This is a genomic window from Pelagivirga sediminicola (assembly GCF_003072125.1).
Lineage (GTDB): Bacteria > Pseudomonadota > Alphaproteobacteria > Rhodobacterales > Rhodobacteraceae > Roseovarius > Roseovarius sediminicola.
In genome coordinates this window covers 318502-344369 of the sequence record NZ_QCYH01000001.1, presented here as the reverse complement: position 1 = coordinate 344369, position 25868 = coordinate 318502, and the positions used below count along the sequence as shown (strand labels likewise).

Here is a 25868-nt window from a genome sequence, read left to right as displayed (position 1 = left end):
TCGTTCCTTTCACGTTGTGGTTTGGGTTTTGGGTTGGTTCGGATGCCCCGAAATGTCGCGGCCCAGATTCGGCACGGTGCCCTTGCCGGGGGCGGCGCCGGTGGTGCCGCGGCGTTTCAGTTTCTTGATGACGACGGGGCATTTGGTGGTGGACTGGTACAGAACCTGGCAGTGCAGACAGTTGATGCACTCGTTCGGGTTGATCTCGCCGGTGGGGTGAATGGACTGCACCGGGCATTCATGCGCGCAGGTCTGGCAGGGGTTTCCGCACTCGTGATACCGCTTGAGCCAGTCGAACATGCGCAGCCGCGCCGGAATCGCCAGCGCCGCGCCCAGCGGGCAGAGGTAGCGGCAGAAGAACCGCTCGACGAAAAGCCCCGCGATCAGCAGCGCGGCGGCATAGGCGACGAAGGGCCAGGCGCGCACGAAATTGAGGATGATCGCGGTCTTGAACGGCTCGACCTCGGCCAGGCGCTCGGCCTGCTCGATGCTGGTCAGCGACACGCCGAACAGCCCCAGGAAGATCATGTATTTCAGCGGCCAGAGCCGCTCATGCAGGCCCCAGGGCAGGGTCCATTGCGGGATGCGCAATGCCTTGGCCACGCGGTTCAGCAATTCCTGCAGCGCACCGAACGGGCACAGCCAGCCGCAATAGGCCCCGCGCCCCCAGAAGATCAGCGCGGCCGCCACCGAGAACCACAGGATGAAGGTCAGCGGATCCAGAAGGAACGCCTGCCAGCTGAAGCCGGTGATCAGCGAATGAAACAGCGCCATCAGGTTGACCACCGACAGCTGCGCATTGGCATACCAGCCCAGATAGACCAGCGTGACGGTCAGGAAGGCGATGCGGAACCAGAAGAACCGCCGCTCGTTGCGCGTGGCGAAGGTCTGGAAGAAAAAGACGCCGGTCAGCACGGCCAGCATGATCGCCAGCACCGCGATCTGCGGCGTCTTGGCCTCCCATATGCGTTTCCAGAGAGCCTGTTGCGCGTCGAGTTCGGACTGTGCCGTGACCTCCTCGACCGCGCCGGGAACCTCGGCGGCGGGCGCAGGCGCGACCGAGCGCAGGTATTTCGCGGGCAGCTCATAGCCCAGATCGAAGGTGGTAAAGACCTTTTCGATCGCCGCCACGTCGCGCTGCACCAGAAGCTGGATGCGGAACGGCTGCGTCGGGTCAAAGCCGCTGTCTGCCGGGATCTTGAACATGTCCGCCTCGTTGAAGACGGGCGCGCCGTCTGCGGCGATGGTGTTGATTCGCTTGTGCATCCGGTCGCGGAACCGGACCGAGATATCGTCCTGAATCAGCACGATCCGGTCGAAGATGCCGCCGCGCACATAGCCCGATCCCTTGAAGGAATAGAGCCCCCGGCCGAAGATCGCGACCGCATGCTCGCCTTCGTCAAGCCAAGTCGCCAGATTGGCGGCCTCTGCCTCGCCCAGCAGGGAACGCGCGATCGCGGGATGCGACACCAGCGCCGCCTGCATTTCGATGAAGGTGGTCTCGGGCGCCTCGGTCAGCGCGCGTTTGGCGGCGCGCGGATCCTCCATCGCCGCGAAGGCCGCGTTGACCTGCCCGACATCCAGCGACAGGCGGCGCAGCGTGCCGTCGCCCTCCAGCGTCATCCAGTCATCGGCCGCCTGCGCGTCCGGGTCTATCTCGAATTTCGGGCCGGTATCGGGCGCCTCGACGGCCAGCCCGCCAAGGCCCAGCTGGCGCGCCACTTTCAGTCCCGCGCGGATGATCGAATCGTCGATGACCATGATTGTCACCGTCGCGCCGGAAATGATGTCGAGCTGGTGCGATGTGCCGCCGCTTTCCGCCTCGGCCACCAGATCGAGACCGCGATATTCGGCCACCAGCGCCTTGATTTTGGAATCGGGAATGCCGATCAGGACGATCGGCTCGGCATGCTTGACCAGTTCGACGCCGATCACCTGCGCCCCGTCGTCCACCGCGACCATCGTGTCGATCGGCTTGCCGGAATACCCGGTCGTCGAGACGAAATCGGAGGTCACGAAGGCCCAGCCGATCTGCTGGCCTCCCTTCAGAACCTGAACCGCGGGAATGTCCGGGTGGGTTGCGCCGAACGCATCGGCGCCCTCGACCAAGCTGGAGGGCTGCACGTCCGGCAGCAGCTTGGACAGGACCGACTGCGCAAGGGCAGGGCCGCCGGACAGCAGCATCGCCGTCGCAAGGGAAAGGATCTGGAGGAGGGATCGGAGGGTCGTCATGCGGAGGCGTCCTTTGAAAGGTGTCGCCCGCTGCCGCGCATGTCCTGACCGGGGGTGGAATGATCGCAAACGATCACGCCGTCGTGGGTCTGCATGGAGACGCGCGGCGCCGGAGGGGCGCGCGGCAACGGGCGGATATTCCTGTATTGCGCCGGCGCTGCCGGGCGGGCGGCGTGCTGTGCCAGCTGCGCCGGGTTTGGCGCGGCTTGCGCGCTTGAAGGGGCCTGCAGATCGATATCGGGTCCGCCACCGCAAGCCGTGCAGTCGCAGCATTCATGCGCGGCCGACGCTGGCGCGTCCGTGCCCAGTGAAACGCGCACCGTTTGCGCCGCGCCGTTTGCGCAGATCTCCATCGTGACGGATGCACCGCCGCCTGCGCCCGCCATCGCCAACGGGCCATAGAGCGTCAGGCAAACCGCCAGAATCAGACGCAAAACAAGGGGGAGGGCGTTGTTCATAAGGCTCGATACCAACCGGCAGCGCAAAGTTGTTTGCGCTAGGTCAAATTCGGCAAGTCTTTTGACAGGCGCCGCGACGTAACGCAGAGGCATTTGCAGCGCAGGGGTGCGCAAATCCAATACTCGGCTACCATAAATTGCACGTGAGGTGAAGCATGGCCTTCTGCGCGGGGCGGCTTGGTGAAGTCCGAGCAGCGCCGCGCAGGTGATGGCGGCATTGCGAAAACGGGTAGCAAACCTGCCCCTCTGCGCTTGCATGCCATACGCGTCGCCTGCATCGTTCGATCACGCTCCTGACCATTTCAAACCGGTTCACCATGAAAAGACCCTCGCAGATCATGCGACAGCGCCGCCGCTGGGTGTGGATTGCCGCGGCCATCCCCCTGATCGCGCTGGCGGTGGCCCTGCGCCCAGGAAATTCGGACGCGCCGCGCGCCCCGTCCGAGGACAGCCGCGCGTCCGGCTACCGGATCAAGGACGGGACCGTCGCGTGGCGCCCCATGAGCCGGGCAGAGCAGGTCGGTTTGCGATGCAATGCGGCGTCCGGCGGGCATCCTCTACGAGGATCTGAAGATCGCGTTTGTCCCGCAAATCGTCCGGCTTGGCCCGTCGCCGGATGATGCGGATCTCACCCTGATGCAGCTGGGCGAGATGACCATCGAAAACACCGGCGCCGAGCCGCGGACCCTGACCCCCGGTTTTCTGGAGGCGTTCGACTTGCGGGTCTTGGACACCTCCATTCAACCGCCGCAGAACGCCTTGCCCGCTGGCGGTTTGGTGCTGGCTGCCGGTGCGCGTCACGCGTGGGGACTGAGCGCGCGGACTGACGATGATCCGCATGACTGGGGCGGGAGCTTCAGCATGCGCCACTCCGCCCGGCGCGCCGAGGTCTTCGGCGATGAGCGGTTTCATATCGGGCACGGCCAGTTTTTCGGCAGCGGGGGATCCCCTTGAGCCGGGAGGCGCCCCGTCAGGGCGGGTCAGCCACCCTTCATATAGGGCATGAGCACCACTTCGCTGTCCGGCCTGACCTCGGTAAACCATGAGTTTCGATACACCAGCCCGTCGACCGCGAGCGATACCCCGCGGTCGATCTGCGGCTTCAGCGCCGGATGTTTCGCGGCAAGAGCGTCCAGCAACTCCTTGAAATTGCTGGCCTCCACCTCAACCACTTCCTGGCCCTCCGCCAGATCCCGCAAGGATCCCCAGAGCTTCACAGCCACCATGGCTCAGCCCTGCGCCATGATCGCCTTGAGGATCTTGGGCGGCGACATCGGCAACTCGTGCAAGCGCACGCCCACGGCACGGCTGACCGCGTTCGACAGCGCGGCCAGCGGCGGCACGATTGGCGTCTCGCCCACGCCGCGCACGCCGTAGGGGTGGCCGGGGTTGGGGATCTCGAGGATCACGGTGTCGATGGCGGGCAGGTCCGATGCCACGGGAATCCGGTAATCGAGGAAGCCCGCATTCTGCAGGCGGCCATCCTCGTCATAGATGTATTCCTCGTTCAGCGCCCAGCCGATGCCCTGCGCCGCGCCGCCCTGCATCTGTCCCTCGACATAATCGGGATGCACGGCCTTGCCTGCGTCCTGAAACACGGTGTAGCGCAGCACGGTTGTCGCGCCGGTTTCGGGGTCGACCTCGACATCGGCCAGATGCACGCCAAAGCTGACGCCGGCGCCTTCGGCATTGACCTCGTGATGGCCCGCGATCGGCCCGCCGGTTTCCGACGAGATCGCGGCGATCTCGGCCAATGTCATCGGCTCGAAATCACCGGCGTTCGGCCCCGAAGGTTTGGCGGCGCCGTCCTCCCAGATCACCGCGTCCTCGTCGATGCCCCAGATTTTCGCGGCGCGCGCGCACATCACCTGAATGGCGGCGCGCGCGGCCTTGATCGTGGCGAGGCCCACCGCGAAGGTCACGCGCGATCCGTCGGTCACGTCGTTCTGGCCCAGACTGCCGGTGTCGGTGATGAAGGTGCGCACCTTGTCATAGGGGATGCCCAGCTCCTCGGCCGCCATCATGCTGATCGACGCGCGGCTGCCGCCGATATCGGGGTTGCCTTCGGTCACCGAGGCGGTCCCGTCGGCGTTGATCGCCAATGATACCGAGGTGTTGCCGCCAAAGTTGAACCAGAAGCCACAGCTGAGCCCGCGCCCCTGATTTTCGCCCAAGGGCGCGTGGTAATGGGCGTGCTCCTTGGCCGCCTCCAGCGTGGCGCGCAGGCCGATCTGGTCGAATGTGACGCCGTAGGACGCCTTGGTCCCCGCATCGGCGGCGTTTTTCAGGCGCACGTCCAGCGGATCGAGCTCCAGCTGCTGGCACAGCTCGTCGACCACGCTTTCGACGGCATAGATCGCCATCGGCGCGCCGGGCGCGCGATAGGCGGCCTCCTTGGGGCGGTTGGTCAGCGCGTTCCAGCCCCGGGTGCGCACCGCCTCCATGTCATAGGCGGCAAAAGCGGCCTGCGCGCCCATGTCGACGGTGCCGCAGGGAAACGCGCCGCCCTGATAGCGCAGCTTGGCCTCGCCCGCGGTGATGCGCCCGTCCTTGGTCATGCCGATGCGCACATCCATCGAGGAGGACACGGTGGGGCCGGTGGCGCGAAAGACGTCGACGCGGCTCATCACGATCTTGACGGGACGGCCCGCCTTGCGGCTGAGCGCGAGCGCGACAGGCTCGATGAACACGGTGGTCTTGCCGCCGAATCCGCCGCCGATCTCGGACGGGGTGACGCGCAGCTGGCTGCCTTCCATGCCCATGATCCCGGCGCACAGATCGCGCACCAGATACTGGCCTTGCGTGGTGCACCAAAGATCCGCCTTGCCGTCATTGCCGTAGGAGGCAACGCAGGCATGCGGCTCGATATAGCCCTGATGGGTCGCGGCGGTGGTAAAGCTGCGTTCGATGACGGTGTCCGCCTTGGCAAAGCCGGCGTCCAGATCTCCATGTCCGAATTCGCAGTAATGCGTGACGTTCGGGCCGCTCCCCTCGGGCACGCTCTCATCGGCGCGGGCCTCCTGCACCACTGGCGCATCCGGCTTCATTGCCTCGTCCACGTCGGTGACATGGGGCAAGGGCGTGTAATCGACGCGGATCAGCTTGAGCGCCGCCCTGGCGGTGACCATGTCCTTGGCCGCAACCGCCGCCACCGCGTGCCCGTCATACAGCACCTTGCCGCGCGCAAGGCAGTTGTCCTGCACGTCGCGCAGCCCTTCATCCTCGGGCACGCCCCAATCGGCGGAGGTGACGACGGCCTTGACGCCGGGCAGGGCCAGCGCCTCGGACGTGTCGATATTGTCGATGCGCGCATGGGCGTGCGGGCTGCGCAGGATCAGCCCCACCTGGCAGCCGGGAACGTTGAAATCCGCGCCATAAAGCGCGCGTCCCGTCACCTTGTCGACGCCATCGGGGCGCGCGACACGCGTGCCGACGACCTTGAAATCCTGCTTGCTACTGGACTGGAAGTTCATGTCATGCGCCTCTCATGTCGGCGGCTGCGATCTGAACAGCCTTGATGATCTTGTCATAGCCGGTGCAGCGGCAAAGGTTCCCGGCCAGCCAATACCTGACCTCGGTATCGGTGGGGTCTGGATTGCGCTCCAGCAGGGTCTTGGCGGCCACCAGAATGCCGGGCGTGCAGATCCCGCATTGCAGCGCGGCATGGTCGATGAAGGCCTGCTGCAAGGGGTGCAGCCCCTCGCCGACGGCCATGCCCTCGACCGTCTTGATCTCGGCGCCCTCGGCCTCGGCGCCCAGCACGAGGCAGGAACAAACGAGCCGTCCGTCCATCTCGACGGTGCAGGCGCCGCAATCGCCGGTGCCGCAGCCTTCCTTGGCGCCGGTCATGCCCAGACGGCCCCGCAGCGCGTCAAGCAACGTTTCCTCGGGCGCGCAGACGAATTCGGTCTCGTCGCCATTAAGAACGGTGGATACATGTATGTTTTTCATTGATTTTCTCCCGCGCGGGTCATTGCGATGCGTGCGGCGCGCTTGGCGAGCACGCCGACGACGGTGGTGCGGAATTCGGCGGTGCCGCGTTTGTCATCGATGGGGCTGCTGGCGGCCTCGCAGGCGCGCACCAGCGCAGCGATGGCCGGATCCTCCAGCTTGGAGCCGATTATCGCATCCGCTGCATCCGGCACCAGAATCACCCGCGGGCCGACCGCGCCGATGGCGACGCGCGCGGATTTGATCGTACCGTCATCGGCCAGCTCGATATTGACGCCCGCCGAAGCGACCGCGATGTCCATTTCGGTGCGCGGGATGAAGCGCAGATAGGCGTCCGACGCGGCCTTGGGCCGCGCAGGCAGGAAGACGGAACTGACGAACTCGCCCTTGCCCAGCACCGTCTTGCCGGGGCCGGTCACGAAATCCTCGGCCGGGCAATCGCGCGGGCCGTCCGGCCCCTCGATCCGCACGACGGCGGCGGCGGCGATCATGGCGGGCACGGAATCGGCCGCGGGGCCGCCGTTGCAGAGGTTTCCGACCATGGTGCAGCGCCCCTGGATCTGGGTCGAGCCGATCAGCTCGCACGCCTCTACCACGCCGGGCCAGAGCGCCTTGGCGCCCTCGTGCTCGCCCAGGCGCTGGCCGGACACGGCGGCGCCGATGCGCAGCCCGCCGTCCTCGGACGTGATGTCGCGGATACCGTCCAGATGCTTGATGTCGACGATCGTTTCGGGCTCGATCATGCCGGATCGCATTTGCACCAGCAGATCGGTGCCACCACCGAGGATGCGCGCCGCGCCCTCGCTGCGCGCCAGGATATCGGACACCTCGGCGGCAGTTTGCGGTTTCATGTATTGCATTTGTCGCTCCATGGGCTTGCGTGCGGACGGCGTCCGGCGCGTGGCGACCGGACCCGCCGGGATGCGGGCTGTTCGGGGCGAGTAAACCTCAAACGGCGCCCGCCCGCAATCCGCCTGCGCAGGTTTGTGAACGCGGCGGCCACTATCGCGTCGGCCGCGCGGCGCATTTCACGGGTTGCAGCGGCGTGCCCCCGCGGGCACCTTGGCCGCGATCCGCATTGGACATGCCCTGCGCCGGAATGAGTGACTGATTGCGATGAACGATCTTTGGGAAGGGCTTTGGCAGGCGGCCCGGCTGGTGCTCAGCCTGGATGCGGATCTCTATGAGATTGCCGCGCGCAGCCTGCGCGTGACGCTGAGCGCGCTGGTCATCGCCTGTGCCATCGCGTTGCCGCTGGCGGCGTTTCTGGCGGTGCAGCGGTTCCGCTGGCGCCGCGCGACGATTGCCATCCTGAACGCGCTGATGGGGCTGCCGCCGGTGGTGGTGGGGCTGGTCGTCTACGTGATGCTGTCGCGCAGCGGCCCCTTGGGGGTGCTTGGCCTGCTCTTCACGCCGACGGCGATGGTTGTGGCGCAGGTCATCATCATCGTGCCGCTGATCGCCTCTATCGCGCATCAATCCCTGCGCGAGCTGTGGGCGGAATATCACGATCTGCTGATCTCGATGAACGCGGGGCGCATGCAGCGGATCGCGACGCTGCTCTGGGACGGGCGGCGCGCGCTTCTGACCGCCGCGCTGGCGGGATTCGGGCGCGGCGTGGGCGAGGTGGGAGCGATCATGATCGTCGGCGGCAACATCGACCATCTGACGCGGGTGATGACGACCGCCATCGCGCTGGAAACGGGCAAGGGCAACTTCGCGCTGGCGCTGGGGCTGGGATTCGTGCTGATCGCGCTTTCGGTCATGGTGAACCTTGCGATCCACTGGCTCAGCCGGACCGAGACGGGGGGCCGGTGGTGAGCGCGCTCTTGCCCATGCGCGCCACCGGCGCCTGCGTGCACCGGCGTGGCAAACGCCTGATCGGGCCGGTCGATTTGGTGCTGGAGGGCGCGGGCCTGACGGCGCTGATCGGGCCGAACGGCGCGGGCAAATCGACGCTGCTCAAGGCGATGCACGGGCTGGAACGGCTGAGCATGGGACGCATCAAATGGGCCTGCGGGGCAGCGCAGGCGCAAAGGGCGCAGGCGTTCGTGTTCCAGACGCCCGTGATGCTGCGCCGCTCGGTTCTGGACAATCTGGCCTATCCCTTACGCCTGCACGGCACTCCCCGCGAGGCCGCGCGCGCGGCGGGCGTCGAATGGTGCGAGCGGATCGGCCTTGCCGGCATGGAGGGGCGCCAGGCGACCGTCCTGTCGGGCGGCGAGAAGCAAAAGCTGGCGCTGGCCCGCGCGCTGATCTGCGCGCCCCAGCTGCTGTTTCTGGACGAGCCATCGGCGTCGCTGGACGGGCGCGCCACCCGCGAGATCGAGGCGCTTTTGAGGCTTGCAACCCAGGCTGGAACACGTATCGTCATGGCAACGCACGACATGGGGCAGGCCCGGCGTCTTGCGCGCGAGGTCGTGTTCCTGCGCAGCGGCAAGGTGCACGAACACGCCCCCGCCGCCGAATTTTTCGATGCCCCCTCGACGGACGCGGCTGCCGCGTTCCTGGCCGGGGACATCGTGGACTGAAATCCACAAGAGACTGTAATAAAAAGGAGCTATTGCAATGCGTATACTCAAACTTGCCCTCGCTTTCGCCCTTACCGGCGCGGCCGCGCAGGCCGAAGAGATGAAGATGGCCGTCACCACCAGCTTTCACAATTCGGGGCTGGCCGAGGTGCTGCTGCCGGAAATCAAGAAAGACACCAATATCGACGTGCAGCTTCTGGTCGTCGGCACCGGACAGGCGATCAAGCTGGGCGAGGCGGGCGACGTCGATGCGGTTCTGGTGCACTCCAAGGCCGCCGAAGAGAAATTCGTCGCCGAGGGTCACGCCGATCATCGCCGCGAGATCATGTATAATGATTTCGTCATCATCGGCCCCAAGGAAGACCCCGCCGGCATACGCGATGCAGGCAGCGCCGCCGAAGCGCTGAGCGCCATTGCCGAGGCCGAGGCGCCTTTCGTCAGCCGCGGCGATGACAGCGGCACCCATAAAAAGGAACTGAGCCTGTGGAGCGCCGCGGGCTTCGGCGTCGGCGCGCAGGGCGATTGGTACAACGCCGTTGGCGCCGGCATGGGCGCCGCGCTGAACACCGCCGCCGGGATCGACGCCTATATCATGTCCGATCGCGCCAGCTGGCTGAATTTCGGCAACAAGGCCAATCTGGAGCTGCTTTATGCGGGCGATCCGCTGCTGTTCAATCAATACGCCTATCTGCCGGTGAACCCCGCCAAGGGCGACCACATCAAGAGCGATCTGGCCGAGGAGCTGGAGGTCTGGCTCACCAGCGCGCGCGCCAAGGAGCTGATCGACGGCTACCGGATCGCGGGCGAGCAGCTGTTCACCTTCAACGCCGAGATGACGGATATGTCGAAGGCGGCTGAATAAACCACGGCTGACATTGGAAAAAATGCGCGGCGCGTCTGTCAGGGTGCGCCGCGTTTGCGTTCAGCCCTCGCGATGCGGGCGCAGAGCCTCTTGCATGGCGGTGATCATCGCGTCGCGGCGCGCCAGCATGTCCTCGTGGCTCATGCCGCCTGCGGCCTTGGCGGCGCCGTCGACCAGCATCGCGATGGTCTCGTCATCAAGGTAAGGGCGGCCCATGTCGTCCCACCAGCCATTGAACGTCTCCTTAAAATGATCGCAGAACGCCTGCAGCCCGCCCGGTCCCGCGCCCATGCTGAAACAGGCCGTCGGCCCCATCGCGGCCCATCGCAGGCCGGGACCGGCCCACATTGCCTTGTCGATGTCGCCGACGCTGGCGACGCCTTCCTTGGCCAGATGGATCGCCTCGCGCCAGACGGCGGCTTGCAAGCGGTTGGCGACGTGGCCCGGCACTTCCTTGTTCACGCGGATCGTGACCTTGCCGATGCTCTCGTAGAAGGCGGCGGCTGCGTCGGCGATGCCGGGGCCGGTGCGTTCGTTCCCCATCACCTCGACCAGCGGCACGAGGTGCGGCGGGTTGAACGGATGGCCCAGCACCAGCGGCGCGGGGTCGGTCCAGCCGCCCTGCATCTGGGTGAGGGTCAGGCCGGAGGCGGAGCTGGCGACGATGGCGCCTTGCGCCAGTGCCGGTTCGATCTCGGCAAAGACGGCGTGCTTGATGGGCAGGCGTTCCGGCACGTTCTCCTGCACGAAGCTCGCGCCATCCACGGCGCCGGCGGCGCTGGAGTAAAAGGTAAGGGCATCCGGCGTGCCGCGCTCCGTCAGGCCCAGCCGGGTCAGCGTGGGCCAGGCGGTTTCGACATAGGCGCGGGTCTGCGCCTCAGCCTCGGGCGAGGGGTCAAAAATGGCGACCGAGCGGCCGGAGGCCAGAAACAGCGCGGCCCAGCTGGCGCCGATGACGCCCGCGCCAAGGCAGGCGGTATGTGCATGATCCATCAGAACGATCCCGGATTGAGGGGGGAGGCGGCGGTCATCCCGCCATCCACAGTAAAACTTGCGCCGCTGACATAGGCCGCCTGATCGGAGGCCAGCCACGACACCATGTTCGCGATATCCTCGGGCGCGCCCATGCGCCCGACGGGGTGACGGGCCAGCGCGTCCCGCTTCGCGGCCTCGGGGTCATTTGCCAGCGCAAAGGCGTCATCGGCCATCTCTGTCAGGATCCAGCCGGGCGCGATGGCGTTGCAGCGCACCTTGGGACCGTGATCGACGGCGATGGAGCGGGTGAGGCCATGCACAAACGCCTTCGAGGCGTTGTAGAGCGCCATCGAGGGGTCCGCCGCTGTCGCCGAGATCGAGCCGATATTGACGATCGCGCCGCCGGTTTTCTCCATCCCCGGCAGCACGGCGCGGCACATGTTGAACACGCCCCGGCAGTTGGCGCCGATCACCAGATCCCAGTCGGCATCGCTGCTGTCCGCGGTCGTTTTCTCCACCTGCACGCCGGCGTTGTTGACCAAGAGCGAAACGCGCCCCAGCGCCTCTGCGGCGGCCAATATCTGCTGCGCCCCCGCTGTGTCGGCCACGCTGGCCTGCACCCAGTCCGCGCCTGCCGGGAAATCATCGCCGCGCGCGCTGCGCCCGCAGCCCAGCACGCGATAGCCATCGGCCAAGAGCCGCAGCGCGATCGCCCGGCCAATTCCGCGCCCGGCGCCGGTGACGATGGCGACGCTCACAGCTTCATCTGCTGCACTTGCGCGCTGAGGCCGCCGTCCAGCACCCAAAGCTGGCCGGAAGCATAGCGCGCCTCGTCGCTGGCCAGCCAGTTGACGAGGTTGGCGATGTCATCGGGCGTGCCGTAGCTGCGCATGGGATGCACATCGCGCACCGCCTGTTGCAGCGCGCCGATATCCTTGCCGCCGCCGCCCGAGCCCTCGCCGGTGAAGAAGCTTTGCAGCATCGGCGTGTCGATATAGCCGGGGCAGATCGCGTTGACGCGGATACCCTCGGGGCCGTGATCGCAGGCCATGGCGCGGGTCAGCGCATGCACCGCGCCCTTGGTTGCACAATAAGCGGCAAGGCCGGGGTCGGCGATGAACCCGTCATAGGAGCCGAAGTTGATCAGCGATGCGGTGGTGCCGTTCGTGGCCGCCTTGCGCATAAGCGGCAGGGCGTATTTCGAGGTCAGGAACGTGCCGGTGACGTTGACGGCAAAGCTGCGGTTCCATTCCTCCAGCGTAGTATCCTTGATGGTCTTTTCGATCTCGATCCCGGCGGCGTTCACCAGAATGTCGAGCTTGCCTGCCTCATCCAACACGCGATCCATCGCCGCGCGTACCTCGTCCTCGCGGCTCACATCCAGCCGGATGAAGTCGGCCTCGCCGCCGGGTAGATCGAGCGAGCCGCCCTCGCTGAGATCGGCGGCATAGACACGCGCGCCCTCGGCCAGAAACCGCGCACAGATGGCACGCCCGATACCGCCGCGCCCGCCGGTGACGAGGGCGGTCTTGCCCTGCAGCTTCATGCGGCTTCCTCGGCAGCCTTGGCATAGGCGTCCAGCACCAGACCGTGGAAGTGATGCACCGCATGTTCCGATTTGCCCGATCCGGTGGGGTCGTTCACGATGCGCCCTTGGGTAAAGGCAGGCGTCGCCATGCCGCGCTGCACGCTTTCGACCAGACCGATATCCTCGGGCTGCAGCACCTCGTCGATATAGCGCATCGCATCCACCTCCATCGGGTCGGGGTCGGGCGTTTCCAGATAGAAATCATAGGTCTCAAGCGTGCGGTCCGGCCCCATCGGAATCACGTTCAGCACGATCATGCTGGACCGGCCCGGATAGCGCATCAGGCAGGTCGTCGGCCACAGCCACCAGACGGCGTGCGTGCGGACGGTTGCGTTGCTGACGTCATAGGCGCTGTTGGGCGACGTGCCGGCCTCGGCCATATGGGACGAATAGATGCCGTAGGTCGTCACCTTGTAGGTGTCCATGTCCACCAGATCGCAGAAATCCTTGTGCGCCGTGGGGCAGTGGTAGCACTCAAGAAAGTTGTCGATGACGTTCTTCCAGTTGGATTTGATGTCATAGGTCATGCGGCGGCCGAAGGTCAGGTTCTCGATATCGGGCGCCCAGTGGCGAATCTCGGTCTCCAGGCTGCCGGTCTGCTCGGATAGCGATTTCGCGTCAGGGTCCAGATTGACATAGACGAAACCGCAGAACTCCTCGACCTGCACCTCATCCAGACAGATCTCGGAGGGGGTGAAATCCTCCAGGTGTTCGGTTTCCGGCGCGCGCACCAACTGGCCGTCCAGCTTGTAGACCCATGCGTGATAGGGGCACATGATGCGGCTGGTCACGCCCTCGCCGCTGAGCAACTCATGCGCGCGGTGCTTGCAGACGTTGTAGAACGCGCGCAACACGCCGTCCCGGTCGCGCACCACCACGACAGGCTGGCCCGCGACCTGCAGCGCGAAATAGCTGCCCGGCTCGCGCAGTTTCTCGACATGGCACACCCATTGCCAGTGTTTCGCCATGATCGCGCGCAGGTCGGCGTCGAACCATTTCGGCTCGGTATAGGCATCGCTGCGCAGCGACAGCGACCGGCTGCTGTCGGCGTCATAGCCGCGCCGGATGGCGTCGAAATCATCGGCGGAAGGAAAGTGGGTCATGGCGTCGCTCCGTTGGCTGGGGGCCGTGCTGCTGGCGCATATCGGCAGATAGTGACCCCGCAAGGCAAGGTAATATGCGCCCGTTCGCCGACAGACTAGCCCGATGCGCAACGGCGCGCCAGTCGCGCGCTGCGTGTGTTCGCCGATTATCGGGCCGGCGAGGCGACAGGCTCGGGCGTATAGGCACCATCCGCGCCGATGCTGTCATACAGGCGGAAATCAGGCGCGTATTTGCGCCGAAGCTGCTCTTCGGTCTGCGCGCTCAGCGGCAAGGGCGCGGCGCGCGAGGTGTTCAGGCGCTCGGTGGTGACGGCAAAACCCATGCGCGCCTCAAGATACCGCTCCAGCGCGGCGGGATCCTCGTAGCGGAACAGATGCGTGGCGGCGGTGCCGTTGCGCTGCGGCTCAAGGAACTTGGACTGCGAGCCGACATTGGCATGGCGCGGCTGCCTGCCCTGCAGATAATCCTGCACGAACGCGTCAAAGCTCATGCCCGCAGTGCTGCCCGGCTTGCCCTCCAGAAACGGGCGCTGGCGATAGCGAAACCAGCTGCCCAGCCAGGCGACCGGCTCGCGCATGACGGCGATCACATGCAGATCCTCGCCGATAAATTTTTCCAGCGCGGGGCGGAAAAACCGATTGTAGCGGAAAACCGGCGCGTGTTTCAGCTCGGGCGGATCGCTCACGATCATCGACGTATGCGGCGCCAGCGCCGCCTGCCATGCGGTCGTGCCGGTCTTGGGCACCGACAGGAACACCAGTTTATACTTGGAAAACACCAACATGCCGCACCTCGCCGCGCCAGAACCCCGCGTAACGCTTCTTTAACACATCTGGGTAAATGTGAAGATGTGAACAATTTTCTTGAAGTGTTCGCGTTTTGTCTCCATGTGTAGTGGGAACAAGTCGCGAACAAACGCAGCAATTGCCGCTTGGGGCAGTGTGTGGAATAAGGACGTGAATGAAATGGCAACGGCAGATCTTTTGAGCATGGACAACAAGAAAAGCGCAGACAAGCAGAAGGCCCTCGACAGCGCGCTTGCGCAGATCGAGCGTCAGTTCGGCAAGGGCTCGATCATGAAGCTGGGCGACAACCCGATTCAGGATATCGAGTCGACCTCGACCGGATCGCTTGGCCTTGATATCGCACTGGGAATCGGCGGCATCCCGAAGGGCCGGGTCGTGGAAATCTATGGCCCCGAGAGCTCGGGCAAGACCACGCTGACGCTGCATTGCGTCGCCGAAGAGCAGAAAAAGGGCGGCGTCTGCGCCTTTGTCGACGCCGAGCACGCGCTCGATCCGCAATATGCGCGCAAACTGGGCGTGGATCTGGACGAATTGCTGATCTCGCAGCCCGACACGGGCGAGCAGGCGCTGGAGATCGTGGACACGCTGGTGCGCTCGGGCGCGGTCAGCATGGTGGTGGTCGATTCGGTCGCGGCCCTGACCCCGAAATCCGAGCTTGAGGGCGACATGGGCGACAGCAGCGTCGGCGTGCATGCCCGCCTGATGAGCCAGGCGATGCGCAAGCTGACCGGCTCGATCAGCCGCACCAAGTGCACGGTGATCTTCATCAACCAGATCCGCATGAAGATCGGCGTCATGTTCGGCTCGCCCGAGACGACGACGGGGGGCAACGCGCTGAAATTCTACAGCTCCGTGCGGCTCGACATTCGCCGCATCGGCGCGCTGAAGGACCGCGAGGAGATCGTGGGCAACGCCACCCGCGTCAAGGTGGTCAAGAACAAGGTCGCGCCGCCCTTCAAGCAGGTGGAATTCGACATCATGTATGGCGAGGGCATCTCCAAGATGGGCGAGATCCTGGATCTGGGCGTCAAGGCCGGCGTGGTCGAGAAATCGGGCAGCTGGTTCAGCTATGGCGACGAGCGGATCGGTCAGGGCCGCGAAAACGCCAAGACCTTCCTGAAGGAAAACAGCAAGATGGCGCTGGAGATCGAGGACAAGATCCGCGCGGCGCACGGGCTGGAATTCGATATGCCAGCCTCCGATCAGGACGGCGATGACGATCTGATGGAAGCGTGAAGGCGCATCCTTAAGCAATGACAGGCCCGGCCGCAAATCGCGCGCCGGGCCTTTTTTCTTGCGGTGGACAGGCGCGGCGCGGGCGGATAATCAGGGGAACGCCGCAGACCCCTGAAAACTCCGCGAAAGAAGACCATTCATGCCGACGCTGAACGACATCCGCTCGACCTTTCTTGGCTATTTCGACCGCAACGATCACCGCGTCGTCGAAAGCTCGCCCCTGGTGCCGCGCAACGACCCGACGCTGATGTTCACCAATTCGGGCATGGTGCAGTTCAAGAACCTCTTTACCGGCGTGGAAAAGCGCGACTATGTGCGCGCCACCTCCAGCCAGAAATGCGTGCGCGCGGGCGGCAAGCACAACGATCTGGACAATGTGGGCTACACCGCGCGTCATCATACGTTCTTCGAGATGATGGGCAATTTCAGCTTTGGCGACTACTTCAAGGACGAGGCGATCCATTTCGCGTGGGAGTTGCTGACGCGCGATTTCGGGCTGGATAAATCCAAGCTGCTGGTCACCGTCTACCATACCGACGACGAGGCCGCGAATATCTGGAAAAAGGTCGCGGGCCTGCCCGATGACCGGATCATCCGCATCGCCACCGACGACAATTTCTGGTCGATGGGCGCCACCGGCCCCTGTGGCCCCTGTTCCGAGATCTTCTACGACCACGGCCCGGAAATCTGGGGCGGCCCGCCGGGCAGCGCCGAGGAGGATGGCGACCGCTTCATCGAGATCTGGAACCTCGTCTTCATGCAGAACGAGCGGTTCGAGGACGGCACGCAGCGCGATCTGGACATGCAGTCGATCGACACCGGCATGGGGCTGGAGCGGATCGGCGCGCTGTTGCAGGGCAAGCATGACAATTACGACACCGACGTGATGCGCGCCCTGATCGAGGCCAGCGCGCACGCGACCAACACCGATGCGGACGGGCCGGGCAACGTGCATCACCGGGTGATCGCGGACCATCTGCGTTCCACGTCTTTCCTGATGGCCGATGGCGTGATGCCCTCGAACGAGGGGCGCGGCTACGTGCTGCGCCGGATCATGCGGCGCGCGATGCGCCATGCGCATCTATTGGGCGCCAAGGATCCGGTGATGTACCGGCTGGTGCCGTCGCTGGTCGCGCAGATGGGTCAGGCGTTCCCCGAGCTGGGCCGCGCGCAGGGCATGATCGAGGAATCGCTGCGGCTGGAGGAGACGCGCTTCAAGCAGACGCTGGACCGCGGCCTTGGCCTGCTGGACGAGGCGCTGCAGGGGCTGGACGCGGACGCGGATCTGCCCGGCGAGACGGCGTTCAAGCTTTATGACACGTTCGGCTTTCCGCTGGACCTGACGCAGGACGCGCTGCGCGAGAAGGGGCGCGGCGTCGATACCGCCGGGTTCGATGCCGCCATGGCCGAGCAGAAGGCCAAGGCCCGCGCGGCATGGTCCGGCAGCGGCGAGGCGGCGGATGCCGATATCTGGTACGACATCGCCGAGGCCAGCGGCGTCACCGATTTTCTGGGTTATGACACCGAAACCGCCGAGGCGCAGATCGTGGCGCTGGTGCAGGAGGGCGGGATGGTAAGCCGCGCCGACAAGGGCGAGACGGTTCAGATCGTGCTGAACCAGACGCCGTTCTATGCCGAATCCGGCGGGCAGGTGGGCGATAGCGGGACGCTGACCTGCGAGGGCGGCACGGCGCGCATCACCGACACGCGCAGGGTGGCGGGCGTCTTCATCCATTTCGCCGAAGTGACCGAGGGCGCGCTGACCAAGGGCGCGTCGGCGCAGTTGCAGGTGGACCATGGCCGCCGCAGCGCGATCCGCGCCAACCATTCCGCCACACATCTGCTGCACGAGGCCCTGCGCGAGACGCTGGGCGATCACGTCGCGCAGCGCGGCAGCCTGAATGCCGATGACCGCCTGCGGTTCGATTTCAGCCACACCAAGGCGCTGACCGCCGACGAGCTGGCCCGCGTCGAGGCGGATGTGAACCGCTATATCCGCCAGAATGCCCCGGTCGAGACGCGCATCATGACCCCGGACGAGGCGCGCGAGCTGGGCGCGCAGGCGCTGTTCGGCGAGAAATACGGCGACGAGGTGCGCGTCGTGTCGATGGGCCGGCAGGACGGCTCGGGCAAGGGCGCGGACAAGCGCACCTATTCGATCGAGCTGTGCGGCGGCACCCATGTGGCGCAGACCGGCGATATCGGCCTTTTCGTGCTGCTGGGCGATGCCGCCTCCAGCGCCGGGGTGCGCCGGATCGAGGCGCTGACCGGCGAGGCCGCGCTGCGCCATCTGGGCGGCCATTCCAAGGCCCTGACCGAGCTTGCCGGCGCGCTCAAGGTGCGCCCCGATGATGCCCAAGCGCGCGTGCGGGCCCTCATGGACGAGCGCCGCGCGCTGGTGAACGAGGTGGCGCAACTGCGCCGCGAGCTGGCCATGGCCGGCGGCGCGGGGCAGGGCAGCGAGGCGCAGGTCGAGCAGATCGGCGGCACGCAGTTTCTGGCGCAGGTGCTGAGCGGCGTGTCAGGCAAGGACCTGCCGGGGCTCGTGGACGAGCACAAGGCCCGCCTCGGCAGCGGCGCCGTGTTGCTGATCGCGGACACGGGCGGCAAGGCCGCTGTCGCCGCCGGCGTGACCGACGACAAGACCGGCGAAATCTCGGCGGTGGATCTGGTGCGCGCGGCTGTCGCCGAACTGGGTGGCAAGGGCGGCGGTGGCCGCCCGGACATGGCGCAGGGCGGCGGCGCCGATGCGTCGAACTCCGATGCGGCGATCGAGGCCGCACGTAACCTATTGAAAGGATAGATCATGCCCGCACTCTGGATTGCGCACGTTACCGTCACGGACGAGGACGCCTATGGCAAATACGCCGCCTTGGCCGGCCCGGCCATTGCCAAGCACGGGGGCCATTTCATCGCGCGCGGCGGGCGTTTCGTGCAACTGGAAGGCCGCGAGAGGCCGCGCAACGTGGTGGCCCGCTTTGACAGCGTCGAGGCGGCCGAGGCCTGCTATCACTCGCCCGAATATCAGGAGGCGCTCGGCCATGCGCGCGGCGCATCGGAGCGCGAGCTTCTGATCGTCGAGACGACGGAGTAGCGCGCCCGGCGCAGGATCCTGCCGGTGTCAAAACCGGAAGCGGGTAGGGTTGCGAAACACAAAGGCCGCGGCACATGCCGCGGCCTTTGTTGATGTAATGAGTGAGGAACCGCTCTCAGGTCATTGAAAGCGTTATGATTTCGACGCCCGCTTGCGCTCGTGTGGATCCAGATGCCGCTTGCGCAGACGGATCGCGTTCGGCGTGACCTCGACCAGCTCATCGTCGTCGATATAGGCAATCGCCTGCTCAAGGCTCATCTCGATCGGGGTGGTCAGGCGCACGGCCTCGTCGGTGCCGGACGCGCGCACGTTGGTCAGCTTCTTGCCCTTGAGCGGGTTCACTTCCAGATCATTCTCGCGGCTATGCTCGCCGATGATCATGCCGGTATAGACCTTGGCCTGCGCGCCGATGAACATCTTGCCGCGATCCTCCAGGTTCCACAGCGCAAAAGCGACCGATTCGCCATTCTCCATCGAGATGAGAACGCCCGCGCGGCGGCCTTGGATCGGGCCCTTGTGCGGCGCCCAGCCATGAAAGACGCGGTTCAGAACGCCGGTGCCGCGCGTATCGGTCATGAACTCGCCGTGATAGCCGATCAGGCCACGCGACGGGACATGCGCGATGATGCGCGTCTTGCCCGCGCCGGCCGGTTTCATCTCGGTCAGCTCGCCCTTGCGGGGGCCGGTCAGTTTCTCGATCACGGCACCCGAATACTCGTCATCGACGTCGATCGTGACCTCTTCGATCGGCTCCAGCCGCTCGCCGTTCTCGCCCTCGCGCATGACGACCTGGGGACGCGATACGCTGAGCTCGAAACCTTCGCGGCGCATGTTCTCGATCAGGACGCCCATCTGCAATTCGCCGCGGCCCGCCACCTCGAACGCGTCGCCGCCGGGGGTGTCGGACACCTTGATGGCGATGTTCGATTCGGCCTCTTTCATCAGGCGGTCGCGGATCACGCGGCTTTGCACTTTTTTGCCGTCACGCCCCGCCAGAGGGCTGTCATTGATGCCGAAGGTGACGGTAATCGTCGGCGGATCAATGGGCTGCGCCTCCAGCGGCTCGTCCACGGCCAGTGCGCAGATGGTGTCGGCGACGGTCGCCTTGGACATGCCGGCAAGGCTGACGATATCGCCGGCCTGCGCCTCTTCGATGTCCTGCGAGGCCAGACCGCGGAACGCCTGAATGCGGGTCACGCGGAATTGTTCGATCTTCTGGCCGATACGCGACAGCGCCTGCACGGTCGCGCCGACCTTCAGCTTGCCTGATTCGACGCGGCCCGTCAGAAGACGGCCGACAAAGGGATCGGAGCCCAGCGTGGTGGCCAGCATGCGGAAATCCTCGCCCTGACGCTTGACCTGCTTGGGCGCGGGGACGTGATTGACGATCAGCTGATAGAGCGCGCTGAGATCCTTGCGCGGCCCGTCCAGCGTGTGATCGGCCCAGCCCGACCGGCCCGACGCATACATATGCGGGAAATCCAGCTGGTCGTCATCGGCGCCAAGGCTGGCGAAAAGATCGAAACATTCATCCAGCGCGCGGTCCGGCTCGGCATCGGTCTTGTCGACCTTGTTGAGCACGACGATGGGGCGCAGACCAAGGGCAAGTGCCTTGGATGTCACGAATTTCGTCTGCGGCATCGGGCCTTCGGCGGCGTCGACAAGCAGCACGACACCGTCCACCATCGACAGGATGCGCTCGACCTCGCCGCCGAAATCGGCGTGGCCGGGCGTGTCGACGATGTTGATGCGCTTGCCTTTCCATTCGACCGAGGTCGGCTTGGCAAAGATCGTGATGCCGCGCTCGCGCTCCAGATCGTTGCTGTCCATCGCGCGCTCGTCCACGGCCTGATTGGCGCGGAAGGCGCCCGATTGTTTCAGAAGTTCGTCCACCAGCGTCGTCTTGCCGTGGTCAACGTGAGCGATGATCGCGATGTTGCGAAGGTCCATTCGGGTCAATCCTTGGGGTTTTTCACGCGCCCTATAGGCTGCGCGCGCATATTACCAGAGGCAAAGCGGCGCGGCGGCCCGATTTGGGCGCCCAAAGCACAGGGCGCGAGCGCCGGCACTCAGAGGCAGAGAGTGGTCGCGCCCAGGGCTCGCGGCGCGGCGCCCGCGCCGAGTTTGAAGCGCGTGATGCCCGGCGTGCGCTGCGGATCGGCATGCCCCAGATCGAGCCGGTGATACCCCCGCGCCGCCAGTTCCTGACTGGCGCGCCACAGCAGCAGGCCATGCGCGCCGGTCGCGCGCCCCCGTTCGCCGCTCCAGCCAAGGTGATAGGTGGCCGTGGGTGTGTGCAGCAAAAAGAGCATGAAGGCGACAGGCGCGCCGCCATCTTTCGCGGTCAGCAGCAGGGTGTCTTGTGGCGCGATGTTCTGCCATCGCTCAAGAAATGCATGCGGAAGGGCCGCGTAGCCGCGCGCCCGGCGTTGCGCGCGCTCGCGTGCCAAAAGCACGGCGTCGCGTGGCAGCTCAAGCGGCGCTGCGGTGATTGAGAGCCCCGCCGTTTCGGCCCGCTTCAGCCGATTGCGCCATTTGCCATGCTGCGCGCTGCGGCGCAGCTGCTCGCCCTGCGTCAGGTCGAGCTCGGCCACGTTCCCGCCGCGCGCCACCGGCAGGCCGCGCCGCGCGCCGCCCGCATCACCGCCCATCGCCCAAAGCGCGCACCATGGCGCGGCGCGGGGCAGGGCGGCAAGGGCGCGTGATTGATCGGCGCGGGCGACACCATGCGCCCAGACTGGCCCGCGTGGCACCCAGGCCAGTCGCAGCGGGCCGATGCCGCGCACAAGGATGCGCGCGCGGGCTAGCCGGGCGCCATCGCTCCGGATATCCGCGACGGCGGAGTGGCAGCCAAAACTGCGCAAGACGGCCGCGTAGGTGCCGCTTTGTTGCAACGGCGTGCCGGGAAAGTTTGCAGATGCGTCCGGCGGGTCAAAATCGATCTCCATGCGCGCCAGTAGTCGGCGCACATGGATAAGATAGGGTTAACCGCCCAAGGCAAATCCGGTCAGAACGGGATTTCGTCATCGAAATCGCGCGAAGGCCCGCCGCCGCCCGAGGAGCCGCCCGACGGCCCGCCGCGATCGTCGGGGCCGCCATATCCGCCGCCGCCCTCGTAATCGCCGCCGCCGCCGGAATATCCGCCGCCACCACCACCGCCGCCACCTTCGCTGCGACCGTCCAGCATGGTCAGCGTGCCGCCATATCCCTGCAGCACGACCTCGGTGGAATAGCGGTCCTGACCGGATTGGTCCTGCCACTTGCGGGTCTGAAGCGACCCTTCGATATAGACCTTCGAGCCTTTGCGCAGATATTGCTCGGCGATGCGCACCAGACCTTCCTGAAAGATGGCGACGCTGTGCCATTCCGTTTTCTCGCGCCGCTCACCGGTGTTCTTGTCCTTCCAGGTGTCGGAGGTGGCGATGCGCAGGTTGCACACCTTGCCGCCGTTCTGGAATGTGCGGACCTCGGGATCGCGGCCCAGATTGCCGATGAGAATGACTTTGTTAACCGACCCGGCCATGCGCGTCCTCCTGAATGGGGCTTGGATTTGGTTACGTGTTACATCATCCCGATCAGGTTAATGCCAGCCTAAAAATGCCTCGATGGGGCGGCGGGTTGCGCGGGCGGCAGGCAAACGGACGGGCGCGCAGGTGCCGGAATACTGGAAATCCGCGATGGAATCGGATATCCCTGCACTATTCCAACGGGACCGGGTATTCACATGAAGCGATTTTTCGGGGCGGGCGTGCTCTTTGGGGCGGCCCTTGGGCTGGCGCCGGGCGCGCAGGCAGAAGTCATTTCGACAAAGAGCCGCAACCATCTTTTCCGGTCCCAGACCAGCGTTCTGGATAACCGCGCGGCCAGCCAGTACAAGGCGTCCGTGCGCCTGCAGCCCGACCGGGTGAACACGCCCACGAAATGGGGCAGCGGCCAGGCTTACGCGGGCGCCTATCGGGGCGAATTCCTGAAGATCGCGAAGGAAGCGGCGCGCAGGCATTCGGTGCCCGAGGATCTGTTCCTGCGCCTGATCCAGCAGGAAAGCGGATGGAAGCCGACGGCGCTGTCGCACAAGGGCGCGATCGGACTGGCGCAGTTGATGCCGGGCACGGCGGCTGTGCTGCGGGTGGATCCGCATGATCCCCAGCAGAATCTGGACGGCGGCGCGCGCTACCTGGCGATGCAGTACCGCGAATTCGGCTCGTGGCGCCTGGCGCTGGCGGCCTATAACGCGGGCCCCGCGGCGGTCAAGAAATACGGCGACGTGCCGCCCTACAAGGAAACCACCAATTACGTGCGCGTGATCTGGGGCAGCTGAGGCGCCTCAGCCGGCCTTGAGCATCCGCGCCTTGCGCCGCAATGCCGACGGGCTGGCGCCCGTATGCGCCTGAATGAACCTCGAGAAATAGGCGGCGCTGCCGAATCCCAACTGCGCCGCGACGTGGCGGATCGCATCATCGCCATCCTCCAGCATCTCGCGCGCGGCGTGCAGGACGCGCTGCGTCAGCAGATCGGCCGCGGTCAGACCGCAGCATGCCTTGCAACTGCGGCCCAGATGGGTGGGCGTCACGCCCAGATCGCGCGCATAGGCGGCCATGGGCTGACCGCTGGCATGGCCCTGCTCGACCAGCGACGCGTAGGCGACGACCAGCCGCTGCGCCGCCGTGGGCGGCGGTCCCGGCTCCTGGTTGATGAGCGCGCGGCGCAACCAGACGGTGACCTGAATGGCCAGCGCCTGCGCCGCCTCGTCGGCGAAGGGGCGGGCCTGCGCGGCCTCGCGCATCATGCCGTCCAGAAGCGCCGTCAACTCGCCCTGCGCCTGAACCTCGCGGATGCGCAGATGCTCGGGCTCGTCCGGCATCAGGGCAGGGCCGCCCGGCGGGATCAGGCAGACCTGACCATAGCATCCCGGCCCGATATCGAGCGAAAAGAGCGTCCCGGCCGGCACGGCAAGCGCATTATGCGCCCCCACACCGCGCCGCAGCCCGCCGACCGTCGCGCGCGCCTGGCCGCGCGTGATCCAGATCAGCGCATGCCGGGGCTGGCTGTGCGGCAGGGTCAGGCGCCAAGGCGCGCCATGCGTCCACTGCGCAAGCGTCATGATCTGCGGGATTATGGTGTCGGACAGGGTCAATCACGGAGGCTTTCGAGGATGCGGGCGGTACGTCCGGTGCAACTTAGCCCGGTTTGATGGGCGGATGAAGCCCGCAAAATGTCAGAAAAGTGACATTCAGGCGGGATCTGGCACAATCATGCGCTGCCATCCGCCCATGCGCGCGCGGAACCACGTGCGCTGGCGTTTCGCGAACTGCCGCGTGGCGATCGTCGCCGCCTCCTGCGCGCGGCTCAAGGGCATCTCGCCGCGCAGATGGGCGGCCAGCTCGGGCGCGCCGATTGCCTTGGCGCTGGGATGGCCGGCGGCCAGATGGTCCAGATTGGCGCGCACTTCCTCCAGCGCGCCGTGCCGCAGCATATGGTCCAGCCGCCCGGCGATGCGCGCGTTCAGCCAATCGCGGTCCGCATCCAGCAGCAGCGCATGGGCCGCTTTCAAAGGCAGCAGCGGCGGCGGCGTTGCGTCCTGCCATGCGGCCAGCCCGCGGCCCGTGGCGCGCTGCACCTCCCACGCGCGCTGCACGCGCATCGGGTTCTGCAGATCGATGCGTGCCCGCGTCGCCGGATCCAGCGCGTCGATCATGTTCGCAAGCGCGCCGCGCATCCGCAGCGCGTCCGCCTCGGCGCGCAATTCGGGTGGCGTCGGCGGGATCTCGGCCAGCCCCTCGGTCAGGGCGGTGAAATAAAGGCCGGTGCCGCCCACGATGATGGGCCGCGGCCCGCTGCGCAACAGGGGCGCCACATCGCGCAGCCAGTGACCGACGGAGTACTCCGCATCCTGCGCCACATGACCATAAAGCGCATGCGGCGCGCGCGCCTCATCGCTCGGGGACGGGCGCGCGGTGAGGATGCGCCAGCCTGCAAAGACCTGCATGGAATCGGCATTGATCACGCGCCCGCCCAGCCGCTCGGCGATGCGCAGCGCCAGCGCCGATTTGCCCGATGCGGTCGGCCCCGCGATCAAGACGGGCCGCTCCGGCGTGATGTTCAGATGCTCCAGCATGGCCGCGTTCTAGCGCGGCGCGGCGGCGGGGGCGAGGGGGCGCGCGGCGTTTTACTGCCTCCGGCGTGGGGCGGGGCGGTTTATGCGATTGAACTATGCGGCCATTTGCGACATTTTGCGCGCCAGACACCCCAAGCCAGGAAATCCTCCCATGCCCGACAGTGACACCCCCAGAACGACCTTTCAGCGCGTGATGCTGAAGATTTCGGGGGAGGCGCTGATGGGCGACACGGCATATGGCCTGCATCCCCCCACCGTCGAGCGCATCGCGCGCGAGGTGAAGGTGGTGCACGACATGGGGGTCGAGATCTGCATGGTCATCGGCGGCGGCAACATCTTTCGCGGGCTCTCAGGCTCGGCGCAGGGGATGGAGCGCACGACGGCCGATTACATGGGCATGCTGGCCACCGTGATGAACGCGCTGGCGATGCAAAGCGCGCTGGAGAAACTGGGCGTCTTCTGCCGCGTCATCTCGGCGATCCGCATGGACGAGGTGGCCGAGCCCTATATCCGCCGCCGCGCCGTGCGCCACCTTGAGAAGAAACGCGTGTGCATCTTTGCCGCGGGCACCGGAAACCCCTATTTCACCACCGACACCGCCGCGACGCTGCGCGCCAATGAAATGGCCTGCGAGGCGATCCTGAAAGGCACCAAGGTGGACGGCGTCTATGACAAGGATCCGATGACCAACCCCGATGCCGTGCGCTATGACCGCATCACCTATGATGACGTGCTGCAAAAGCACCTCAAGGTGATGGATGCCAGCGCCATCGCACTGGCGCGCGACAACAACCTGCCGATCATCGTGTTCAGCCTGGACGAGCCCGGCGGGTTTCGCGGGATCCTGGCCGGCGAAGGCACCTATACAACCGTCCATTCCTGACGCCCGCGTGGCGCCGGGCCGAGGGTGACAGAC

Annotated in this window: 25 protein-coding genes; 9 read left to right on the top strand and 16 right to left on the bottom strand. The window is 66.0% G+C overall.

Features of this window, described 5'->3' with window-relative positions; all coding sequences use genetic code 11:
- Positions 1 to 9: 9 nt before the first annotated feature.
- Together DC366_RS01615 and DC366_RS19600 are read right to left on the bottom strand one after the other, a co-directional pair.
- Positions 10 to 2232: a NosR/NirI family protein gene (locus DC366_RS01615; protein WP_108690429.1), complete on the bottom strand. Its 2223-nt coding sequence runs from the start codon at positions 2230 to 2232 to the stop codon at positions 10 to 12.
- On the bottom strand, positions 2229 to 2948 hold the full coding sequence (locus tag DC366_RS19600; RefSeq protein ID WP_133176155.1) for a DUF2946 family protein: 720 nt from the start codon (positions 2946 to 2948) through the stop codon (positions 2229 to 2231). Before DC366_RS19600 ends, DC366_RS01615 begins: the two co-directional genes overlap by 4 nt.
- Positions 2949 to 3224: 276 nt before the next feature.
- On the opposite strand from DC366_RS19600, the gene DC366_RS01605 reads away from it, so the two are divergent.
- Positions 3225 to 3644, top strand: a complete 420-nt coding sequence (locus tag DC366_RS01605; protein WP_108690427.1) for a hypothetical protein — start codon at positions 3225 to 3227, stop codon at positions 3642 to 3644.
- Between the two features lie 26 nt (positions 3645 to 3670).
- Here the strand turns inward: DC366_RS01605 and DC366_RS01600 are convergent, their stop codons facing one another.
- The 4 genes from DC366_RS01600 to DC366_RS01585 are packed head-to-tail and all read right to left on the bottom strand — an operon-like array spanning position 3671 to position 7501.
- Positions 3671 to 3916, bottom strand: coding sequence for a MoaD/ThiS family protein (locus tag DC366_RS01600; RefSeq protein WP_108690426.1), 246 nt, complete (start codon positions 3914 to 3916; stop codon positions 3671 to 3673).
- 3 nt (positions 3917 to 3919) lie between these two features.
- Positions 3920 to 6163 (bottom strand): xanthine dehydrogenase family protein molybdopterin-binding subunit, encoded by a 2244-nt coding sequence (locus tag DC366_RS01595; RefSeq protein ID WP_108690425.1) that lies wholly within the window; start codon positions 6161 to 6163, stop codon positions 3920 to 3922.
- A gap of 1 nt (position 6164) precedes the next feature.
- Positions 6165 to 6641, bottom strand: a complete 477-nt coding sequence (locus DC366_RS01590) for a (2Fe-2S)-binding protein (protein ID WP_108690424.1) — start codon at positions 6639 to 6641, stop codon at positions 6165 to 6167.
- Positions 6638 to 7501, bottom strand: a complete 864-nt coding sequence (locus DC366_RS01585) for an FAD binding domain-containing protein (protein ID WP_108690423.1) — start codon at positions 7499 to 7501, stop codon at positions 6638 to 6640. Before DC366_RS01585 ends, DC366_RS01590 begins: the two co-directional genes overlap by 4 nt.
- Before the next feature lie 256 nt (positions 7502 to 7757).
- Here DC366_RS01585 and DC366_RS01580 point away from each other — a divergent pair, with 256 nt between their 5' ends.
- From DC366_RS01580 to DC366_RS01570, 3 genes are read left to right on the top strand one after another with little or no spacing between them, the layout of a single operon-like run.
- Positions 7758 to 8462, top strand: a complete 705-nt coding sequence (locus DC366_RS01580) for an ABC transporter permease (protein WP_108690422.1) — start codon at positions 7758 to 7760, stop codon at positions 8460 to 8462.
- Positions 8459 to 9172, top strand: coding sequence for an ATP-binding cassette domain-containing protein (locus tag DC366_RS01575; RefSeq protein WP_439331643.1), 714 nt, complete (start codon positions 8459 to 8461; stop codon positions 9170 to 9172). The genes DC366_RS01580 and DC366_RS01575 overlap by 4 nt, the downstream gene beginning before the upstream one ends.
- Before the next feature lie 37 nt (positions 9173 to 9209).
- Positions 9210 to 10034, top strand: coding sequence for an ABC transporter substrate-binding protein (locus DC366_RS01570; RefSeq protein WP_108690420.1), 825 nt, complete (start codon positions 9210 to 9212; stop codon positions 10032 to 10034).
- A 60-nt stretch (positions 10035 to 10094) separates the two neighbouring features.
- On the opposite strand, the gene DC366_RS01565 is transcribed toward DC366_RS01570, so the two are convergent.
- From DC366_RS01565 to DC366_RS01545, 5 genes are all read right to left on the bottom strand, one after another.
- Positions 10095 to 11027 (bottom strand): 3-hydroxyacyl-CoA dehydrogenase NAD-binding domain-containing protein, encoded by a 933-nt coding sequence (locus DC366_RS01565; RefSeq protein ID WP_108690419.1) that lies wholly within the window; start codon positions 11025 to 11027, stop codon positions 10095 to 10097.
- Positions 11027 to 11767, bottom strand: a complete 741-nt coding sequence (locus tag DC366_RS01560; RefSeq protein ID WP_108690418.1) for an SDR family NAD(P)-dependent oxidoreductase — start codon at positions 11765 to 11767, stop codon at positions 11027 to 11029. The genes DC366_RS01565 and DC366_RS01560 overlap by 1 nt, the downstream gene beginning before the upstream one ends.
- The gene (locus DC366_RS01555) at positions 11764 to 12555 is read right to left on the bottom strand and encodes an SDR family NAD(P)-dependent oxidoreductase (RefSeq protein ID WP_108690417.1); all 792 of its coding nucleotides are present in this window, start codon (positions 12553 to 12555) and stop codon (positions 11764 to 11766) included. The genes DC366_RS01560 and DC366_RS01555 overlap by 4 nt, the downstream gene beginning before the upstream one ends.
- Positions 12552 to 13700, bottom strand: a complete 1149-nt coding sequence (locus DC366_RS01550) for an aromatic ring-hydroxylating oxygenase subunit alpha (protein ID WP_108690807.1) — start codon at positions 13698 to 13700, stop codon at positions 12552 to 12554. The genes DC366_RS01555 and DC366_RS01550 overlap by 4 nt, the downstream gene beginning before the upstream one ends.
- A 146-nt stretch (positions 13701 to 13846) precedes the next feature.
- Entirely contained in the window at positions 13847 to 14485 is a 639-nt protein-coding gene (locus DC366_RS01545; protein ID WP_108690416.1) for a sulfotransferase family protein, read from the bottom strand.
- A 181-nt stretch (positions 14486 to 14666) separates the two neighbouring features.
- Here DC366_RS01545 and recA point away from each other — a divergent pair, with 181 nt between their 5' ends.
- From recA to DC366_RS01530, 3 genes are all read left to right on the top strand, one after another.
- The gene (recA, locus tag DC366_RS01540) at positions 14667 to 15743 is read left to right on the top strand and encodes a recombinase RecA (protein ID WP_108690415.1); all 1077 of its coding nucleotides are present in this window, start codon (positions 14667 to 14669) and stop codon (positions 15741 to 15743) included.
- A gap of 139 nt (positions 15744 to 15882) precedes the next feature.
- Positions 15883 to 18546: an alanine--tRNA ligase gene (gene alaS, locus DC366_RS01535; protein ID WP_108690414.1), complete on the top strand. Its 2664-nt coding sequence runs from the start codon at positions 15883 to 15885 to the stop codon at positions 18544 to 18546.
- 3 nt (positions 18547 to 18549) lie between these two features.
- Positions 18550 to 18837: a DUF1330 domain-containing protein gene (locus tag DC366_RS01530; protein ID WP_108690413.1), complete on the top strand. Its 288-nt coding sequence runs from the start codon at positions 18550 to 18552 to the stop codon at positions 18835 to 18837.
- 132 nt (positions 18838 to 18969) lie between these two features.
- Here the strand turns inward: DC366_RS01530 and typA are convergent, their stop codons facing one another.
- The 3 genes from typA to DC366_RS01515 all read right to left on the bottom strand — a co-directional run bounded on the left by typA (position 18970) and on the right by DC366_RS01515 (position 22360).
- On the bottom strand, positions 18970 to 20787 hold the full coding sequence (gene typA, locus DC366_RS01525; RefSeq protein ID WP_108690412.1) for a translational GTPase TypA: 1818 nt from the start codon (positions 20785 to 20787) through the stop codon (positions 18970 to 18972).
- A 119-nt stretch (positions 20788 to 20906) separates the two neighbouring features.
- Positions 20907 to 21785, bottom strand: coding sequence for a GNAT family N-acetyltransferase (locus DC366_RS01520; RefSeq protein WP_108690411.1), 879 nt, complete (start codon positions 21783 to 21785; stop codon positions 20907 to 20909).
- A gap of 59 nt (positions 21786 to 21844) precedes the next feature.
- A complete protein-coding gene (locus DC366_RS01515) occupies positions 21845 to 22360 on the bottom strand; it encodes a single-stranded DNA-binding protein (RefSeq protein ID WP_108690410.1) in 516 nt (171 codons plus the stop codon).
- A 201-nt stretch (positions 22361 to 22561) separates the two neighbouring features.
- On the opposite strand from DC366_RS01515, the gene DC366_RS01510 reads away from it, so the two are divergent.
- A complete protein-coding gene (locus DC366_RS01510; RefSeq protein ID WP_108690409.1) occupies positions 22562 to 23155 on the top strand; it encodes a lytic transglycosylase domain-containing protein in 594 nt (197 codons plus the stop codon).
- Between the two features lie 6 nt (positions 23156 to 23161).
- On the opposite strand, the gene DC366_RS01505 is transcribed toward DC366_RS01510, so the two are convergent.
- Positions 23162 to 23971 carry an AraC family transcriptional regulator gene (locus DC366_RS01505; protein ID WP_243405001.1) on the bottom strand — a complete coding sequence of 270 codons (810 nt, stop codon included), beginning with the start codon at positions 23969 to 23971 and terminating at the stop codon, positions 23162 to 23164.
- 96 nt (positions 23972 to 24067) lie between these two features.
- Positions 24068 to 24952, bottom strand: a complete 885-nt coding sequence (gene miaA, locus DC366_RS01500) for a tRNA (adenosine(37)-N6)-dimethylallyltransferase MiaA (RefSeq protein ID WP_108690408.1) — start codon at positions 24950 to 24952, stop codon at positions 24068 to 24070.
- 151 nt (positions 24953 to 25103) lie between these two features.
- On the opposite strand from miaA, the gene pyrH reads away from it, so the two are divergent.
- The gene (gene pyrH, locus DC366_RS01495) at positions 25104 to 25835 is read left to right on the top strand and encodes a UMP kinase (RefSeq protein WP_108690407.1); all 732 of its coding nucleotides are present in this window, start codon (positions 25104 to 25106) and stop codon (positions 25833 to 25835) included.
- Positions 25836 to 25868: the final 33 nt, after the last annotated feature.